At 71.3% G+C, this 17,355-nt stretch carries 17 protein-coding genes and 1 pseudogene; 12 read left to right on the top strand and 6 right to left on the bottom strand.

The annotated features are described in order from the left end of the window. Positions 1 to 13: 13 nt before the first annotated feature. Positions 14 to 1,060, bottom strand: coding sequence for an NAD(P)-dependent alcohol dehydrogenase (locus AB0K03_RS06395; protein WP_364681341.1), 1,047 nt, complete (start codon positions 1,058 to 1,060; stop codon positions 14 to 16). Positions 1,061 to 1,257: 197 nt separating this feature from the next. Between AB0K03_RS06395 and AB0K03_RS06390 the strand changes: the two genes are divergently transcribed. The 9 genes from AB0K03_RS06390 (at position 1,258) to AB0K03_RS06350 (ending at position 9,923) form a co-directional block, all read left to right on the top strand. Next, entirely contained in the window at positions 1,258 to 1,845 is a 588-nt protein-coding gene (locus tag AB0K03_RS06390; protein ID WP_364681338.1) for a DoxX family membrane protein, read from the top strand. A 154-nt stretch (positions 1,846 to 1,999) separates the two neighbouring features. Then, complete coding sequence (locus tag AB0K03_RS06385; protein WP_364681335.1) at positions 2,000 to 3,142, top strand: NAD(P) transhydrogenase subunit alpha; 1,143 nt, start codon at positions 2,000 to 2,002, stop codon at positions 3,140 to 3,142. Then, entirely contained in the window at positions 3,139 to 3,435 is a 297-nt protein-coding gene (locus AB0K03_RS06380; protein ID WP_364681333.1) for an NAD(P) transhydrogenase subunit alpha, read from the top strand. The genes AB0K03_RS06385 and AB0K03_RS06380 overlap by 4 nt, the downstream gene beginning before the upstream one ends. Next, complete coding sequence (locus AB0K03_RS06375) at positions 3,432 to 4,847, top strand: NAD(P)(+) transhydrogenase (Re/Si-specific) subunit beta (RefSeq protein WP_364681330.1); 1,416 nt, start codon at positions 3,432 to 3,434, stop codon at positions 4,845 to 4,847. The genes AB0K03_RS06380 and AB0K03_RS06375 overlap by 4 nt, the downstream gene beginning before the upstream one ends. 11 nt (positions 4,848 to 4,858) lie before the next feature. Continuing rightward, entirely contained in the window at positions 4,859 to 5,452 is a 594-nt protein-coding gene (locus tag AB0K03_RS06370; protein WP_364681328.1) for a hypothetical protein, read from the top strand. A 56-nt stretch (positions 5,453 to 5,508) separates the two neighbouring features. Continuing rightward, a complete protein-coding gene (adhP, locus tag AB0K03_RS06365) occupies positions 5,509 to 6,519 on the top strand; it encodes an alcohol dehydrogenase AdhP (protein WP_364681325.1) in 1,011 nt (336 codons plus the stop codon). A gap of 138 nt (positions 6,520 to 6,657) precedes the next feature. After that, entirely contained in the window at positions 6,658 to 8,895 is a 2,238-nt protein-coding gene (gene pflB / locus AB0K03_RS06360; RefSeq protein WP_364681322.1) for a formate C-acetyltransferase, read from the top strand. Then, on the top strand, positions 8,892 to 9,698 hold the full coding sequence (gene pflA / locus AB0K03_RS06355) for a pyruvate formate-lyase-activating protein (RefSeq protein ID WP_364681320.1): 807 nt from the start codon (positions 8,892 to 8,894) through the stop codon (positions 9,696 to 9,698). Before pflB ends, pflA begins: the two co-directional genes overlap by 4 nt. Positions 9,699 to 9,734: 36 nt before the next feature. Further along, entirely contained in the window at positions 9,735 to 9,923 is a 189-nt protein-coding gene (locus AB0K03_RS06350; protein ID WP_364681727.1) for a hypothetical protein, read from the top strand. Here AB0K03_RS06350 and AB0K03_RS06345 read toward each other — a convergent pair. From AB0K03_RS06345 to AB0K03_RS06335, 3 genes and pseudogenes are all read right to left on the bottom strand, one after another. Continuing rightward, positions 9,892 to 10,002, bottom strand: a pseudogene (locus AB0K03_RS06345) (VOC family protein); the annotation flags it as partial. The gene AB0K03_RS06350 and the pseudogene AB0K03_RS06345 overlap by 32 nt on opposite strands. Before the next feature lie 20 nt (positions 10,003 to 10,022). Further along, positions 10,023 to 10,574, bottom strand: a complete 552-nt coding sequence (locus AB0K03_RS06340; protein WP_364681318.1) for a DUF4241 domain-containing protein — start codon at positions 10,572 to 10,574, stop codon at positions 10,023 to 10,025. A 269-nt stretch (positions 10,575 to 10,843) separates the two neighbouring features. Beyond that, positions 10,844 to 11,992, bottom strand: a complete 1,149-nt coding sequence (locus tag AB0K03_RS06335) for an FAD-dependent monooxygenase (RefSeq protein WP_364681315.1) — start codon at positions 11,990 to 11,992, stop codon at positions 10,844 to 10,846. 366 nt (positions 11,993 to 12,358) lie between these two features. On the opposite strand from AB0K03_RS06335, the gene AB0K03_RS06330 reads away from it, so the two are divergent. Continuing rightward, a complete protein-coding gene (locus AB0K03_RS06330) occupies positions 12,359 to 13,021 on the top strand; it encodes a helix-turn-helix domain-containing protein (RefSeq protein WP_364681312.1) in 663 nt (220 codons plus the stop codon). Between the two features lie 360 nt (positions 13,022 to 13,381). Here AB0K03_RS06330 and AB0K03_RS06325 read toward each other — a convergent pair whose 3' ends face one another. Continuing rightward, positions 13,382 to 13,603: a hypothetical protein gene (locus AB0K03_RS06325; protein ID WP_364681310.1), complete on the bottom strand. Its 222-nt coding sequence runs from the start codon at positions 13,601 to 13,603 to the stop codon at positions 13,382 to 13,384. 296 nt (positions 13,604 to 13,899) lie between these two features. On the opposite strand from AB0K03_RS06325, the gene AB0K03_RS06320 reads away from it, so the two are divergent. Continuing rightward, positions 13,900 to 14,271, top strand: a complete 372-nt coding sequence (locus AB0K03_RS06320; RefSeq protein ID WP_364681307.1) for a hypothetical protein — start codon at positions 13,900 to 13,902, stop codon at positions 14,269 to 14,271. A gap of 110 nt (positions 14,272 to 14,381) precedes the next feature. Here the strand turns inward: AB0K03_RS06320 and AB0K03_RS06315 are convergent, their stop codons facing one another. After that, entirely contained in the window at positions 14,382 to 15,170 is a 789-nt protein-coding gene (locus tag AB0K03_RS06315; RefSeq protein WP_364681304.1) for a hypothetical protein, read from the bottom strand. A gap of 107 nt (positions 15,171 to 15,277) precedes the next feature. On the opposite strand from AB0K03_RS06315, the gene glgX reads away from it, so the two are divergent. Then, positions 15,278 to 17,350 (top strand): glycogen debranching protein GlgX, encoded by a 2,073-nt coding sequence (gene glgX / locus AB0K03_RS06310; protein WP_364681302.1) that lies wholly within the window; start codon positions 15,278 to 15,280, stop codon positions 17,348 to 17,350. Positions 17,351 to 17,355: the final 5 nt, after the last annotated feature.

The raw sequence follows: 17,355 nt of genomic DNA, 5'->3' as shown, positions 1-17,355 counted from the left end.
CTGCGGGGTGCGCTCACGGCACGATGACGGCGACTCCCTGCAGCTCGCCGGCCTGCATCTCGTCGTACGCGGTGACCGCCTCCGACAGGCCGAACCGGCAGATGTGCGGGGTGATCAGCCCGCGGGCCGCCAGGTCGAGGACCTCGGCGAGCTCCGGCCGCGTGCCCCGGTACGTGGTCTGGACGCTGATCTCGTACGGCACCGAGGGCAACGTCAGCGGCGCGGCGCAGCCCGCCATCCCGGCGACCGTGAGGTCACCCATGCTGCGGACGCTGCCCGCCGCGAGCGCGAGGCTGTCGTCACTGCCGATGAAGTCGAGCACCACGTCCGCGCCGTGGCCGCCGGTCGCCTCGCGGACGGCCGCGGCAGGGTCGTCCTCTGCGGACACCACGACGTCGGCGCCGTGCTCCTGCGCCAGATCCAGCGCGTCCTTGCGCACGTCCACGGCGATGACCCGCGCCGCTGTGGTCGCCTTGAGGATCGGGACCGCCAGGTGCCCGGGGCCGCCGACACCGATGGCCAGCGCGGTGCTGCCCGGGGTCAGTTTCGGCCAGGACCGGCGGATCGCGTGGTACGGCGTGAGCGCGGCGTCCGTCAGCGTCGCCGCATCCAGCGGGTCCAGCCCGGCCGGCAACGGCAGAAGGTAGCGGGCGTCGGGCACCAGCATGTACTCCGCCATGCCCCCGTCCTTGCCGAGGCCGCAGCCACCGGCGGGGGCGTGCGCCGCCGTCAGATGGTCGCAGGCGGCGTCGTTGCCGAGCCGGCACCGTTCGCAGTCGCCGCAGCCCCACACGCCGGACACGGCGACCGGCGTCCCCTCGGCCAGCCCAGTCACGCCGGGGCCGGTCGCGTGCACCCACCCCGCGTTCTGGTGCCCGAGGGTGAAGGGCGGCTGCCACGGCACCTGCCCCACCGGGAAGTCCTGCATGAGGTGCAGGTCCGAGTGGCACGCCCCGGCGCCGCCGACCTTGATGACGACCTGGCCGGGACCCGGCACGGGCCGCGGCACCTCCACCAGCTCGGCGGGCTTCTTCCATTCCAGCAGTCTGAGAGCACGCATCGGCGTCCTCCTCCCACTCGTCTGTCGTCTGTCCATCGTCAGGCCGCCGGTCCCGGCACACACGAGGCGAACGTCCTGTCACGGATGCCGCCTCATCGATCGGGACCTAAGTCCCGCCAGGGTCGGGCGGTCAGGCCCGGGTGCCCGCCCGGCGAGCGGTGCATCGTCAGATCAGGACATCGAATGAGGAGGACACCATGACGACCATCGGCCGCGGAGCGGCGGCTCACCACCTCGAGAACGTCGAGGCCCCCGGTCACATGCTCACCAAGACGGCCGCCAGGGCGCTGGCCGTGTTCCGCATCTCCCTCGGGTTCGTCTTCCTGTGGGCGTTCCTCGACAAGACGTTCGGATGGAACTACGCGACCCCGTCCGCGCGTGCCTGGATCAACGGCGGCTCCCCCACCAAGGGCTTCCTGTCCTCGGTGGACCTCGGCCCGTTCCAGGGCACGTTCAACTCGATGGCCGGCGACACCTGGGCGGACTGGCTGTTCATGCTCGGCATGCTCGGCATCGGGCTGGCTCTCATCCTCGGCATCGGCATGCGCATCGCCGCCGGCGCCGCGACCCTGATGATGGCGTTCATGTGGTTCGCCGAGTTCCCGCTGGCGCAGCACAACAGCGCGGGCGAGCCCAGCGGCTCCAACAACCCCATCACCGACTACCACTTCATGTACGCCCTCGGCGCGATCGTCGCCGCCGTGACGTACGCCGGACACACCTGGGGCCTGGGCCGCTGGTGGGCTCAGCTGCCCTTCGTGCAGCGCAACCGTTGGCTGATCTGACGCGGGCCGGCGCCGGGACCGGCGCCGGCGCTAGATCGGACGGTACGAGCAGCCGTCCGGCCGGGGCCTCACGGCGGTCGACCCGGCCGGGCGGCTTTTCCCGCGGCGTGACTTCGGCGCGGCACGTGACCGAGCGAGGGGACGGAGAGGACGCATGACGACGATCGGTGTGGTCCGTGAGACGGCTCCCGGGGAACGGCGGGTCGCCCTGGTCCCGGAGGACGCCGGCCGGTTACGCCGCGACGGCCTGGAGGTCGTCGTCGAGTGCGGCGCCGGCGCCGGCGCCTGGTACGCGGACGCGGCGTACGCGGCCGCCGGCGCGACGGTCACCAGCCGCGTGCAGGTGTACGCCGACAGCGACATCCTGCTGTGCGTGACGCCGCCGGACGACGTCGACGCGCTGCACACCGGCCAGACGCTCGTCGGGCTCCTCGCACCCCTGCGTGACCCGGTGCGCTGCCGGCAACTGGCCGCGACGGGCGTCACCGCGGTCAGCCTCGACCTGCTCCCCCGTACGCTCAGCCGGGCCCAGGCCATGGACGCGCTCACCTCGCAGGCCAACGTGGCCGGTTACAAGGCCGCGCTGGTCGCCGCGGACGCGTACGACGCCTACCTGCCGATGCTCATGACGGCCGCCGGCACGGCCCGCCCCGCGCGGGTGCTCGTCCTCGGCGCGGGGGTCGCCGGCCTGCAGGCGATAGCGACCGCGCGGCGCCTCGGCGCGGCCGTCACCGGCTACGACGTCCGCGAGGCGGCTCGGGAGGACATCGCCTCGACCGGCGCCGCCGTGCTGACCCTGGACGTCCCCGCCGCCACCGGCGAGGGCGGATACGCCCGCCGGCTCTCTGAGGACGAGTCGCGGGCGCAGCAGGAGGCGCTGGACACGGCGGTCGCCGGGTTCGACATCGTCATCACCACCGCGCAGGTCCCCGACGGCCGTCCGCCGCTGCTCGTCACGGCCGCCGCCCTCGAGGCGCTGCGCCCCGGCTCGGTGGTCGTCGACGCCGCCTCCGGCCCGCTCGGCGGCAACGTGGCGGGCTCCGAGCCCGGCCGCACCGTCGTGAGCTCCCGCGGGGTCACCGTCATCGGCGCGGCGGACCTGCCCGCCCGGGTGCCGCAGGCGGCGTCGAGCGCGTACTCCCGCAACCTGTGCGCGCTGCTGGCCGGCCTGATCCGGGACGGCGAGGTGGCGATCGACCCGGAGGACGAGATCCACGCGGCCGTCGTCGTGGCGCGCGACGGCGAGGTCGTGCACCCGCGGGTACGCGCCGCCACGAGCGAGGAGGTCCCCTCATGAGCCCGCTGCTGATGGCGGACATCACCGTCTTCCTGCTGAGCCTGCTCGTGGGGTTCGAGGTGATCAGCAAGGTGCCGGCCACCCTGCACACCCCGCTGATGTCCGGCGCGAACGCCATCCACGGCGTGGTGATCGTCGGCGTGATGCTGCTCGCCGCCACGGCCACCACCGTCACCGGGTACGTGCTGGTGCTGATCGCGGCCGCGTTCGCCGCCATGAACGTCACCGGCGGCTACGTGGTCACCGAACGCATGCTGGCGATGTTCCGCCCGCACCGGGAGGTGAAGCCGTGACGACCTTCGACACCGTCGTCCACCTGGTCTACCTGGCCGCCGCGACCTGCTTCGTGCTGGGGCTGCACCTGATGAACTCCCCCGGCACCGCCCTGCGCGGCAACCGGTTGTCCGCGGCGGGCATGGCCGCAGCCGTGATCGCCACCGGTGCGGTCCTCGTGCACGACCACCGCATGACCGCCTGGGCCGTCGCGGCCCTGACCGCCGGTGCCGCGGCCGGAGCCGTCGCCGGTCTGGTCACGGCGCGGCGCGTGCCGATGACCGCGATGCCCCAGCTGGTCAGCCTGTTCAACGCCGTGGGTGGCGGAGCGGCCGCGCTGATCGCGCTGGGCGACGCCGTGCAGCGCAGCCACGAGGCCGCCACGCCGGGCGTGCAGACCACGGTCACCACCGTGCTGGACGTGCTCATCGGCGGCGTCACGCTGAGCGGGTCGCTGGTGGCCTCCGGCAAGCTCGCCGGCCTGGTGCCCGGCCGGCCGGTCACCGTGCCCGGCGGAAGGTGGGCCACCGTCCTCCTCGCGCTCACCGCCGCCGGGCTCGCCGGGTTCTTCGTCGCCGGCCGGACCGGCGCGCTGGGCCTGTCCGGCATCGCCGCCGCCGCGCTCGTCGCCGGGGTCCTGCTCACCCTGCCCATCGGCGGCGCCGACATGCCGGTGGTCATCTCGCTGCTCAACGCCTGCACGGGCACCGCGGTCGCCATGGCCGGATTCGTGCTGGAGAGCAGCCCGCTGATCATCGCCGGCGCGCTCGTCGGCGCGGCCGGCGCGATCCTCACGAAGCTCATGGCCGACGCGATGAACCGCTCGATCGGCGCGATCATCGCGGGCGGGTACGGCACCGGCGACAGCGGCCCGGCCGCGGCCGTCGGCGCCGGCGCGCCCGTCCGGTCGATCACGGCCGAGGACGCGGGGCTGCAGCTGGCGTACGCCCACAAGGTCGTCATCGTCCCCGGGTACGGCCTGGCCGCGGCGCAGGCGCAGCACGAGACGGTGGCCCTGGCCCGCGCGCTGACCGAGCGCGGGGTGCAGGTCAGCTACGGCATCCACCCGGTGGCCGGCCGCATGCCCGGGCACATGAACGTGCTGCTGGCGGAGGCCGACGCGCCGTACGAGCAGCTCAAGGATCTCGACGAGATCAACCCGGAGTTCCCCGGCACCGACGTGGCGCTGGTGGTGGGCGCCAACGACGTGACCAACCCGGCGGCCCGGCGCCCGGGCAACCCGGTCTCCGGTATGCCGATCCTCGACGTGGACAAAGCCCGGACGGTGATCGTCATCAAACGCTCGCTGGGTCACGGCTACGCCGGCATCGACAACGAGCTGTACACCCGCCCCGGAACCGCGATGCTGTTCGCCGACGCGAAGAAGGGCCTCGCCGACCTGCTCGCCGGGGTGCGGGCGTACGCGGCATGAGGAGGCGCCCGATGGTCCTGCCGCCGGCCGCCCGGCGCACCGAGCTGCTGCACCGCATGCTGCTGGTGCGGCACCTGGAGGCGAGCCTGGACCAGCCGGCCCACGACGAGGCCCTGACCGCGGGCGTGGTCAGCGCGCTCGGCGCCGGCGACACGCTGGTGTGCCCGCGCACCGGGTGGCCGCTCGCGCTGCTGTTCGGCGGCCGGATCACCACCGCGCCGATCGCGACCGGCGTTCTCGCCGTCGAGCTCGCGGACTCCGGCGCCGGGCCCGGCGTGCTGTTCTGCCGCGCCCGGCACGTGCCGCCGATCCCACCTCCGCCGGCGCAGGCCCCGGTCGACAGCGCCGACGTCGAGGCCATCGCGCGGACGGCCGGGGCCGGCCTCGCCGCCGTGCGCGGCGGCCTGCCCGCGTGCCGGTTCACGCTGCGGGCCGCGGACCCCGGGGACGACCCCGTCGCGATCCTGGCTTCGCGTATGCGCCTCGACCACCAGCTCGACGAGGGAACGCTGCACGCGATCGACCGGGACGCCCGGGACTACGTCGCGGCGCTGCTGCAGGCCGGGACGCCGGAGGTCCCGGATGATCGGGACCCCCGGCTCTGATCATCCACGGCGCCGCCGGTGAGGCTGGAAGCACGGCCACAGATACGGAGGAAGCCATGCGAGCAGCGGTCGTCACCAGCTTCGACAAGCCCCTCGAGATCCAGGAGGTGCCGAAGCCCGCGCCGGCGGCCGGGCAGGTGCTCGTCCGGATCGAGGCCAGCGGGCTGTGCCACACCGACATCCACGCCGCCCAGGGCGACTGGCCGGTCAAGCCGAACCCGCCGTTCGTGCCCGGCCACGAGGGCGTCGGCATCGTCGAGGAGGTCGGCACCGGCGTCACCCAGCACGCCCCGGGCGACCGCGTCGCGATCCCGTGGCTCGGGTCCGCCTGCGGGACCTGCGAGTACTGCCTCACCGGCTGGGAGACGCTGTGCGAGTCGCAGCAGAACACCGGCTACTCCGTCGACGGCGGCCACGCCGAGTTCGCCGTCGCCGACGCCCGGTACGTCGTCCGCGTCCCCGAGGGCATCGACCCGGCCGAGGCCGCGCCGCTGACCTGTGCGGGCGTCACCACGTACAAGGCGGTCAAGGTCGGCGGGGTCACCCCGGGCGACCGGGTCGCGATCTTCGGCATCGGCGGCCTGGGCCACCTCGCCCAGCAGTACGCACAGATCTTCGGCGGCGAGACGATCGCCGTGGACGTCACCGACGAGAAGCTCGCCCTCGCCAAGCAGCTCGGCGCGGCGCACGTCGTCAACGCGGCCAAGGAGGACCCGGTGGCGGCGATCGAGGCGCTCGGCGGCGCCGACGTGGCCGTGGTGCTCGCCGCCAGCCCGCGCGTCATCGAGCAGGCCCACGCGAGCCTGCGCCGCGGCGGCCGGCTGATCCTGGTGTCGCTGCCGAAGGACAACGCGATGTCGCTGCCGATCTTCCAGACCGTGCTCAAGGGCATCCGGGTCATCGGCTCCATCGTCGGCACCCGTGCCGACCTGGCCGAGGTGTTCCGGCTGCACGCCTCCGGGCGAACCCGGGTGCTGTTCGAGCCGCGCCGGCTGGACGACATCAACGAGGCGATCGCCGACGTGCTGGCCGGCCGGGTTCCCGCCCGCCTGGTGCTCATGCCCTGACCTGCGCCCCTTCAGGGCCGACGCCGCCTGCGGCGCGCCCGCACCCGTAGGTCCCGGACGGCCCCGCCGTCCGGGACCTACGGCCCTGAACGGGCCGATCAAGGCACGGGAAGCTGGAGACAGAAGCGAGGAGGAATCATGCAGACACGCAAGGACGCCTGGCGCGGCTTCACGGGGACGGGTTGGCGCGACGCGATCGACGTCGCCGGCTTCATCCACGACAACGTGACGCCGTACGACGGTGACGCGCAGTTCCTGGCCGGGCCGACCCACCGCACCGAGCGGCTCTGGCGCGAACTGCAGCGCATGTTCGTCGAGGAGCGCAAGCGCGGCGTCTACGACGTGGACACCCACACCCCGTCGACCATCACCTCGCACGCGCCCGGGTTCATCGACCGCTCCCACGAGCTGATCGTCGGCCTGCAGACCAGCGCGCCGCTGCGCCGGGCCATCATGCCGGCCGGTGGGCTGCGCATGGTGGAGAACGGGCTCAAGGCGTACGGCTACACGCTCGACCCCGTGGTGAAGGCGATCTTCTCGCGTTACCGCAAGACCCACAACGACGGCGTGTTCGACGCGTACCCGGCCGGCGTCAAGGCGGCCCGGCGCTCGCACATCATCACCGGCCTGCCCGACGCGTACGGCCGCGGCCGCATCATCGGCGACTACCGCCGCGTCGCCCTGTACGGCGTCGACCGGCTCATCGCCGAGCGCCGCGAGCTGAAGGCCGCGCTGGACGCGCAGCGGTCGTCGGAGGCGGTCATCCGCGAGCGCGAGGAGCTGGCCGAGCAGATCCGCGCCCTGGGTGAGCTGAAGGAGATGGCGGCCGGCTACGGCTACGACATCTCGGTGCCGGCCACCACCGCCCGCGAGGCGATCCAGTGGGTGTACTTCGCGTACCTGGGCGCCACCAAGGAGCAGAACGGCGCGGCCATGTCGCTGGGACGCACCTCGTCCTTCGTGGACGTGTACGTCGCGCGGGACCTGGCCGAGGGCACGCTGACCGAGGAGCAGGCCCAGGAGCTGGTCGACGACTTCGTCATGAAGCTGCGGATCATCCGCTTCCTGCGTACCCCCGAATACGACCAGCTGTTCTCCGGCGACCCGACCTGGGTGACCGAGGCGATCGGCGGCGTCGGCGCCGACGGGCGCCCGCTGGTGACCCGGTCGAGCTTCCGCTACCTGCAGACCCTCTACAACCTGGGCCCGGCGCCCGAGCCGAACCTGACGGTCCTGTGGTCGCCGCGGCTGCCCGAGGGCTTCAAGCGGTTCTGCGCGCAGGTCTCGATGGACACCAGCGCCATTCAGTACGAGAACGACGACCTGATCCGCCCGGCGTACAGCGACGACACCGCGATCGCCTGCTGCGTGTCGGCCATGCGGGTCGGCAAGGACATGCAGTTCTTCGGCGCGCGCGCCAACCTCGCCAAGGCGCTGCTGTACGCGATCAACGGCGGGCGCGACGAGATCAGCGGCGAGCAGGTGGCCCCGGCGTACGCCCCGATCACCTCCGACGTGCTGGAGTACGAGCAGGTCCTCGACGCGTACGACCGGATGCTGGACTGGCTCGCCGAGACCTACGTGGAGGCGCTCAACGTCATCCACTACATGCACGACAAGTACGCGTACGAGCGGCTCGAGATGGCGCTGCACGACCACCCGGTGCACCGCTTCCTCGCGACCGGTATCGCGGGCCTGTCGGTGGCCGTCGACAGCCTCGCGGCGATCAAGTACGCCCAGGTGAAGGTGCTGCGCGACACCACCGGCCTGGCGGTCGACTACACGATCGACGGCGAGTTCCCGGCCTTCGGCAACAACGACGACCGGGCCGACGCGATCGCGGTGGAGCTCGTCGAGCGGTTCATGGCCAAGATCCGCCGGCAGCCCGCCTACCGCGACGCCGAACCGTCGCTGTCGGTGCTGACCATCACCTCCAACGTGGTGTACGGCAAGCACACCGGCAACACCCCGGACGGGCGCCGCGCCGGCGAACCGTTCGCCCCCGGCGCCAACCCGATGAACGGGCGCGACCGGCGCGGCCTGGTCGCCGCGGCGCTGTCGGTGGCGAAGCTGCCGTACCGTTGCGCCCGCGACGGCATCTCGCTGACCACCACCGTGACCCCCGAGGGTCTGGGCCGCACCCGCGAGGAGCGGATCGGCAACCTGGTCGGCGTGCTGGACGGCTACACCGACGGCGGCGGTTTCCACCTCAACGTCAACGTCCTGGACCGCGCCACCCTGGAGGACGCGATGGCCCACCCGGAGAAGTACCCGCAGCTGACCATCCGCGTCTCGGGCTACGCCGTGAACTTCGTCCGGCTCACCACCGAACAGCAGCGCGACGTCATCGCGCGGACCTTCCACGGTGCGCTGTGAGCCTGACCGCCGTAGCCCGGCCTCATCACGCGGAGCCGCCGCGGTGCGCTCCCGGTGAGACCGCGGCCCCGCCGGTCACCGGCGCCGTCCACTCCTTCGACATCTCGACCGGGGTGGACGGCCCGGGCACCCGGTTCGTGGCCTTCCTGGCCGGGTGCCCGCTGCGCTGCCAGTACTGCCACAGCCCGGACACGTGGTACCGGCGCAGCGGCACCCCGACGACGGTGGACGAGCTGCTCACCGAGATCCGCCGCTACGAACGCTTCATCAAGGTCGCCGGCGGCGGCGTGACGATCAGCGGCGGCGAACCCCTGCAGCAACCCGCCTTCGTCCGCGAGATCCTCACCGGCTGCCACGAGATGGGCCTGCACACGGCCCTGGACACCAGCGGTTTCCTCGGCGACCGCGCCGACGACGCCCTGCTGGCGGTCACCGACCTGGTGCTGCTCGACATCAAATCCGGCCTCCCGGGCACGTACCGCACGGTGACCCGCACGGGAGCGCTCGAACCGACGATCCGCTTCGCCCACCGCCTCGGCGCCCTGGGCAAGCCCATCTGGCTGCGCTTCGTCCTGGTGCCGGGCCTCACCGACGACCCGGCCAACGTCGCGGCGGTGGCGGACATCGCGGCCGGGGTCCCGACGATCGAACGGGTCGAGGTCCTGCCGTTCCACCGGCTCGGCGCGAACAAGTACGCCCAGCTGGGCGAGCCGTTCCCGCTGGCGGCCACGGAGGCGCCGGACGCGGCCCTGCTGGACCGCGTGAGGAACCAGTTCCGCGAGCGCGGCCTCACCGTCTACTGACCTTCGTGTGCGCCGAGCCGGCGCTAGGGTGGCGAGGTGGGCGGCGAAGCGGGACACGACCGCGACGAGATCGCGGCCATCGTCCGGACGTTCTTCGCCGCCTTCACGTCCGGTCCGGATCTGGCGGCCCGGCTCGACGCGCTGCGGCAGGTCTTCCTCCCCGAGGCGGTGATCGTCCGCACCTGCGGTGGTCCACCCACTGCTTGGGCCACCCGTCATCGGTGAGCGAGGACGAATCCTCGACGAGCTCGAAGCCGAGTACGCCGGTGAAGAAGGCGATGGCAGGGTCGTACTCGTCGACCATCACGGCATGTGTTCAGCGGTTCAGTGCCGCGCCTGGTGCTTCAGGTCGCCGAAGTCGGTGAGGAAACAGGCGATGTCGTCGTCGGCGGTGTAGCCGGCCCAGGTCAGATAACGTCCGTCTGCACCAAGCCGGAAGGCGACGAGGTTCGCGCCGCCGGCTGGGTCGGTGTAGACGCCGTAAGCCTCGTCGCTGTCGAATGACAGGTCGGCGATGAGGTCTTCCCGGGCCTCGTCATCGGTCAGGGCCTCGAACACCTCCGGCGAACCGAACGACCCGGCGCCGCCGTCGACCGGATAGACGTATGGCTCTCCGTTGCGCCGGCCCGGTCGCCAGCCGGCGACCGGTTCGGGACGCACGACGACCCGGGCCGCGATCACCAGGCCGTCGCGGTGCAGGATCTCGACGGGGTAGGCGCCGGGTGCAACAGTCTCGGAGAACGCCCACCGGGCGGCCTCACCAGCAGGAAAGCCGGTGCCTGGCTCAGCGGCGATGAGCCGGCCGCTCGGCAGAATCAGTCGCGCGGCGGGAGTGACCACAGCGCCGGCGATGGACCTGTCCAAGTCGAGACTCATGCGTGCCATGCTCCTGGCGCTGTCAAGAGGCACCCGGGGAACCGCAGCGTCTGCTGCAGGACGCCGGCCGGCTCCCGTCGCAATCCTCACAAGCCGTAGGCACACGGCCGGGGGCGGCGTCGCACGCCGCGCTGCACACCATCGGACGCGAGCAGTGAATCAGCCCGGACGTGACGGAGGTGCTGAACCGTCCCCCGCGGCCCTTCGCCGAGTGGGCCGCACGCACCATCGGCGCCTTCCGCTGAGACGTCGAACCAGGAATCAATCGTCTAGGCAGGGCCGTCGCGTTCGGCCTTTCGCTGCATCCAGGTCCTGGCCTGGTCGACCAGTTGTTGCGGCGCATCGGGGGCGAAGCTGGCGACGAGATTGTCCGCCGACGCCCGGCCGGCCGCCTCGGCACGGGAGAACATCGCTGTTTCGTACGCGGTGAGCGCGGATTCCACGTCGGAGTGTTCCGCCAACGCGGCGCCGAGTTCCGCGGCGTCGAGCAGCGCGAGGTTCGCTCCCTGCCCGGCGAACGGGGACATCACATGCGCCGCGTCGCCGAGCACGGTCACGCCGGCGGTCCGTGCCCACCTCAGCCCCACCGGAGAAGCGTTTATCGGGCGCGGAACCAGGGGCCCCTCACCCTCGCCGATCAGCGCGCGGAGGCCGGGCGCGAAGTCGTGGAAGATCTCCAACAGCCGCTGGCGAGTGCCGGCCGGGTCGGTGGGATCCACGAGATTGCGGGCCCAGTTCTCGTCGCTCTGGACCGCGAAATACGTTCTGATCATGCCGCCACCGTTGCGCTGGGCGATGATCCCGTGGCCTTCCGCGAAGGCGTACATCGACCCCGGCCCGACCAGGTTCGCCGCCTCGCGATGCGTCGCATCGACATCAGACAGAAGATCCTCGACGAAGGACACGCCGGAGTAGTGGGGAACGGCGTCCGTCAGCAGCGGGCGCACCTTCGACCAGGAGCCGTCGGCGCCCACCAGGACCTCGGCCTCCACGATCTCACCGTTGCCCAAGGCGAGCTCCGTCCGCCCGCCGCCCGGCCTCGTCACCGAGGTCACCTTCGTGTTCCAGCGGATCACACCCTCGGGTAGCGATTCGACCAGCAGGCGCCTCAGGTCGCCGCGGTCCACTTCGGGCCGTACGCCGGCACCGCCCTCGTACGCCAGGTCGAAATGTACGGTCCCGAACTTGTCGAGAAGGCGTGTCGTCTCCCCTGCGTCCCGCGAGATCGAGCGAAACTCCTCGAACAGGGCGGCGTCGGCGAGCGCTCGCTGGCCTGAGTCCGCGTTCAGGCCGAGCGTGCCGCCCGCGTCGCGGGCCCGCGACGACGCGTCAAGCTCGTAAACCGTCGAAGGGATCCCGTGCAGGTGCAGGATGCGGGCCAGAGCCAGGCCGCCCAGCCCACCCCCGACAATCGTCACGTGTCTTGTGGCCGCCATTTCCCCGCCATTCCTCGTTGCCGGCTGGCTTGCCCGCCTAACTTACGAGCGCACATCCTGCGTCGCTTGGACAGGCGAGCCAGCCGGTGGGACTTCCGGGACAGGTGGTTCGATGGGTGAATGAACGCTTCCCGCCAGCATGCGGAACGACCCGGGCAGGTCGGCACGACGGCGCGGGCGCACGGCTGCGCGCCGCCGCCGGCAGCCGATCAGGGTGCGGCCGTCGGCACGCGTGTTCGTAGCCGTGACGCACGAGCACGGGATGTTGTGGTCACGGACTTCCACACCCCGACGGGGATGCGAGCGCAGACCTTTCCGGAGGACGAAACGGAGCTCCGGTTGTACGCGGTGCGCCGCGGTACCTGGACGTTGCGCTACGACCGTGCGGTGCTCCCGGTCCGGGTCGGCCAGTTCATGATCCATCGCGCCGGCGGCCTGGTCGGCTTCGACGCAGACCCACAAACCGCCGGGCGGACGATCGGGATCCCGATCGCCGAGATCGGCGCCCACCACGGTGACACGCCGGTGGCCGGACCGGCCACCGCACCCGAGGTGCGGCTCCTGCTGGCGCACGCGAGCTTGCTGCACGACACGGTCGAAGACCTGGAGGTCGCCGGCTTGTCGGCGGCCCGGAACGCGCTGATCGAGCTCGCCCGGGGCGTCGTACGCCAATACGTCGACGACACCCAGCCCACCCTGGCACCCGCCCTGGCACGGGCTGCCCGCGAGCTTGCCGACCACCGGCTCACCGACCACGAGCTGACGCCCGGGCTGCTGGCACGCGAGTTGCACGTTTCCGTACGCACGCTGAGCCGCGCCTTCGCCGCCACCGGGGAGACGACGGCCGGCTACATCCGGCGCCGCCGCCTGGAGGAGGCACGGAGAGCCCTGACTGCCGGCTACACGGTTTCTGAGGTCGCGGCCCGGTGGCAGTTCGCCGACAGTAGCCACTTCATCCGCGCCTTCCGCAAGCGCTACGACCAAACCCCCACCCAGTACGCCTCCAGCTGAGTGTTCGAGTTCTGGATGACGGGCATCCAGGGCTCGACGACCGGCAGCTCTTGAGGAGGAACCGCCATGGCCCATAGATTCCGGTCCTGCCTCGCGGCCAGCGCCAGGCGACCGCTTCGTCGGGACTCAATGTCATCGGCAATAGCGGACCCAGCATCTGACGTCGGCATCGTCGGCATCGCCGCCGATTGTGGCCGTATCCGGCGTTGCCGCTGTTCTATGGGATCGACTCAGCCACGGAAAGCGCCTCATGCAGCCGGCCAGCGGCCAGGTCGTCGTGACGGATCACGAAACCTCCGGCACTTCGGTAATAGAACTCGTTGTCCACGGGAAAGCGAGCGAGCGACACCCACTCACTCGTCAGTCGACCGAGAAGATGAACGGCAACGGACTGACCCCGTCGGACGGCCAGTCCATACCCACCGGCAGCCGGGGCAACCCGCCGAACTGCCCGACCGGCACACCGCCGGATCCCCCGCTCAACCGGATCGACAAACGGAGGTGCTCGATGAACCGGCTGACCTCGTCGTCCGGGATGCCCGACGCGAGCACCGCATCACGAAACCGCCCCTGATGATCCATGGCGCACCATGGTGGCACGAGGGCGATCCCGGCGACCAGTGCCCCACGGCCCGCACGCGCTGCCGCCGTGATCGGGTGCGCACATCTCGGCAGTTCCGCGAGTCGCGGGCCGGCATGGGTTGCGCAGAGTGTGACGGCCCTGCCGGTCTCCGTGCGCGATGGGTTCGCCGGATGGGTTCGCCGGAGAGAGGGGATCGCCGAGCAGCTGGCATCGCTGTCGGCAGCGGCGGCCCGGGCGGTGGTTGGGGAACCGCCGACCGAGGCGGGGGTTACGGTGGATCAATAGCAACCCGAGGATGAGGCTGCAGATGATCGACATGCAGGAGTTCGCGCGGCGGCTGAGCACTCTCGGAGCTGAAGCGATCACCAGCGACGACGTCGTGGACCTGGCGACCGCCGCCGATATCCGTATCAGCGCTGACCTCGAGATCGACGCCTCTATGGCCCAACGCTTGCTCGACCAGATCTCGCCCACCCCACCCGTCACCGCAGCGCAGATCACGGCGTCGCAATGGCCACCACCTGCGTCGTCCCGGCCTGCGGCGCCGTCGGTGTCATTCTCCAGCCCCGGTGCCGTCGACGGCCCGGCTGATCAGCCGTCGCGGCCACGCAAGTCCGGACCCGGGCGTAGCAATCGGCGACCGGGCCCTCGACGAACGGGAAGGTGAAACCACCGGCCCGCTCCGGATCGGCGCGGCAGAGGCCGCGGCCTTAGATCCCCGGGTGTGGTCGATGGGTGATCGGTGGTCCCCATCGGGTCGCCGGCGGATCCGGGCCGCTACCTGCCTGTCCGCAGGTCGGCGATGACCTGCTCGTACGCGTCGGGGGTCACCGCGAAGGACCCGAAGTACGGGTAGTTCATCTCGATGATGAGGAACAGATTGGTGGCGATCACGGCGCTGCACAGGACCAGCAGGATGCGGCGCAGCATGTTGTCGTCGAGCCCGAAGAACAGGCTCATCGCGATGATGACAGCCGTGGACAGCAGCACACCGAGCCACATCACGTCGGACATCCGCTGGTCGTCCGCCTCGGCATCCGAGTCGTGGTGGTACGCCTCCGCCCGGCCGATGCGTTCGACGGCGTCGAGGACGAAGGCTCGCTGTGCCTCCGTGGTGGCTTGGAGCGCGCCGACGGTGGCCGTCAGTTCGTCCAGGTCGGCGGTGCGCCGGCGCTCGGGGCCCTGTTCACGGCGGGTGTGCCAGTCGGCGACGATGTCGCTCTCGTAGCGGATGACGTCGTCGGTGATCTTCTGCTGGGTCGCGGGGCCGAAGACAGCGCCGGCCGGGATGAGGGCGGCCAGGTTGGCGGCCTCGTCGCGGGAGTTGTCCTTCGCGTCGGTGTAGCCCTCCCAGAGGGAGACCACGCAGAGCCCGATGACGATCGCGTACGCCACGCCGACGACCGAGACGATGACGCCGGTGACCTCGTTGTGCGGCCCCAGCCGTTTGTGCGGCAGGGTACGGCGGATCAGCCGGTCCAGGCCGAGGGTGACGGCGGGCAGCGCGATGATCAACACGGTTCCCACCAGCCACGCCGGCACGTCGCGTACAAGCCACAGTTCCATGCGCTCACGGTATGCACGCGGGCCGGTCCGCGGCCGAATACCCGAAACGCCGAAACGGAACGTGATGGCGTTGCTACGGTCGGTCGTGCTCGCCCGAGGAGGTCACGATGAGCGTGCAAGCTGCGGGGTGGCAGCCGAGCCCGGTCGATTCCGGGCTCCACCGCACCTCCCGGGGAAGGCATCATCCGCTGGGTGCCCGGCCGGACGACAGCGGGGTGAACTTCGCCGTCTTCTCCGAGCACGCCACCGCGATGCAGCTGTTGCTCTTCGAGCGGCACGACTCGCCGGAGCCGTACCAGATCATCACGCTCGATCCGGAGGAGAACCGGACCTTCGCCGTGTGGCACGTGCGGGTCGAGGGGCTCCGGGCTCCTGCGTTCTACGGGTTGCGGGTCTTCGGCCCGGCCGACGTCCCGGGCATGCGTTTCGACCCGGACAAGGTGCTCATCGATCCGTACGCGCGAGGGATCAGCCGCACGCTGTGGGATCGGGGGGCAGCCTGCCGGCCCGGCGACAACACGACGCTGTCACTGCGCTCGGTGGTCGTGGACACCGGCGGCTACGACTGGGAGGGTGACGAGCCGCTGCGCCGGCCGATGGAGGACCTCGTCATCTACGAGACCCACGTCGGTGGTTTCACGCGTTCGCCGTCCTCGGGGGTCCGGCAGCCCGGCACGTTCGCGGCGGTGGTGGAGAAGATCCCGTACCTGCAGGAGCTCGGCGTGACCGCGGTCGAGGTGCTGCCGGTCTTCGACTTCGACGACAGCGACGGGCACACGAACTACTGGGGCTACAGCACCGCCGCGTACTTCGCCCCGCACGCGGGCTACTGCGTGGCGCCCGAGGCCGGTGGTCACGTGCGGGAGTTCCGCGACATGGTCAAGGCCCTGCACGCGGCCGGCATCGAGGTGATCCTCGACGTGGTCTTCAACCACACCGACGAGGGCAATCAGCTCGGGCCGCTGTTCTCCTTCGCCGGGCTGGACAACCCGAACTACTACTACCTCGACCCCGGTGATCCCAGGTTCTACTACGACTACTCGGGCTGCGGCAACACGCTGATGGCGAACCACCCGATCGTCACGAAGATGATCGTGGACTGCCTGGAGTACTGGGTACGGGAGATGCACGTCGACGGCTTCCGGTTCGACGAGGCCGCCGTGCTCACCCGCGGCGCCCGCGGCGAGGTGCTCGACGAGCCGCCCGTGGTGTGGCAGATCGAGCTGTCCGAGACGCTCGCCGACACGAAGATCATCGCTGAGGCCTGGGACGCCGCCGGCGCGTACGAGGTGGGCCGCTACCCCGGGTACCGCTGGGCCGAGTGGAACGGCCGGTTCCGGGACACGATGCGCCGCTTCGTCAAAGGGGATCCCGGAATCGTCGGCGACGTGGCGACCCGGCTGACCGGCAGCGCCGACCTCTACCAGCCGCGCGGGCACCGGCCGATCAACAGCATCAACTTCATCACCTGTCACGACGGTTTCACGCTCGCCGACCTGGTGTCGTACGACGGCAAGCACAACGAGGCCAACGGTGAGGGCAACCGCGACGGCAACGACGACAACGCCAGCTGGAACTGCGGCGCCGAGGGACCCACCGACGACCCGGAGATCCAGGCGTTGCGGGTACGCCAGATGAAGAACTTCGCCGGCCTCCTCCTGCTGTCGCGCGGTGTGCCCATGCTGGTGGCCGGCGACGAGATCGGCCGCACCCAGCAGGGCAACAACAATGCGTACTGCCAGGACAACGAGATCAGCTGGCTGGACTGGTCGCTGGTCGAGACGAACGCGGAGCTGCTGGCGTTCTGGCGGCGCATGATCGCCTTCCGGCAGGCCCATCCGAGCCTGCGGCAACCGACGTACGACCGGCCCAGCGTCGCCTGGCACGGCACCCGGCTCGACCAGCCGTGCTGGAACGACCCCGACGCACGCGCGCTCGCCTGCACCCTGAGCGGGGTCGACGGCGACGCCGATCTGCACATCATCGCGAACATGTACTGGGCGCCGCTGGACTTCGAGCTTCCGGCTCTGCCGGGAGTCGTCTGGGCACGGGCGGTCGACACGTCGCTGCCCACCGGCGCCGACGTGGCCGAGCCGGGCGCCGAGCCGGTCGTGGAGACCGCGACCTGCACCGCTCCCGGACGCAGCGTCATCGTCCTGGTCTCCCGTCCGTCCGCCTGAGCGGA

The organism is Actinoplanes sp. NPDC049316 (genome assembly GCF_040677315.1).
Lineage (GTDB): Bacteria > Actinomycetota > Actinomycetes > Mycobacteriales > Micromonosporaceae > Actinoplanes.
Note: the sequence above shows the minus strand (reverse complement) of the source record. Positions and strands in the feature narration are given on the sequence as shown.

Coding starts and splice junctions, on each gene's coding strand:
- AB0K03_RS06395 (WP_364681341.1), bottom strand. CDS start 1,060: ATGCGTGCTCTCAGACTGCTGGAATGGAAGAAGCCCGCCGAGCTGGTG.
- AB0K03_RS06390 (WP_364681338.1), top strand. CDS start 1,258: ATGACGACCATCGGCCGCGGAGCGGCGGCTCACCACCTCGAGAACGTC.
- AB0K03_RS06385 (WP_364681335.1), top strand. CDS start 2,000: ATGACGACGATCGGTGTGGTCCGTGAGACGGCTCCCGGGGAACGGCGG.
- AB0K03_RS06380 (WP_364681333.1), top strand. CDS start 3,139: ATGAGCCCGCTGCTGATGGCGGACATCACCGTCTTCCTGCTGAGCCTG.
- AB0K03_RS06370 (WP_364681328.1), top strand. CDS start 4,859: ATGGTCCTGCCGCCGGCCGCCCGGCGCACCGAGCTGCTGCACCGCATG.
- adhP (WP_364681325.1), top strand. CDS start 5,509: ATGCGAGCAGCGGTCGTCACCAGCTTCGACAAGCCCCTCGAGATCCAG.
- pflB (WP_364681322.1), top strand. CDS start 6,658: ATGCAGACACGCAAGGACGCCTGGCGCGGCTTCACGGGGACGGGTTGG.
- AB0K03_RS06340 (WP_364681318.1), bottom strand. CDS start 10,574: ATGAGTCTCGACTTGGACAGGTCCATCGCCGGCGCTGTGGTCACTCCC.
- AB0K03_RS06325 (WP_364681310.1), bottom strand. CDS start 13,603: ATGGATCATCAGGGGCGGTTTCGTGATGCGGTGCTCGCGTCGGGCATC.
- AB0K03_RS06320 (WP_364681307.1), top strand. CDS start 13,900: ATGAGGCTGCAGATGATCGACATGCAGGAGTTCGCGCGGCGGCTGAGC.
- AB0K03_RS06315 (WP_364681304.1), bottom strand. CDS start 15,170: ATGGAACTGTGGCTTGTACGCGACGTGCCGGCGTGGCTGGTGGGAACC.
- glgX (WP_364681302.1), top strand. CDS start 15,278: ATGAGCGTGCAAGCTGCGGGGTGGCAGCCGAGCCCGGTCGATTCCGGG.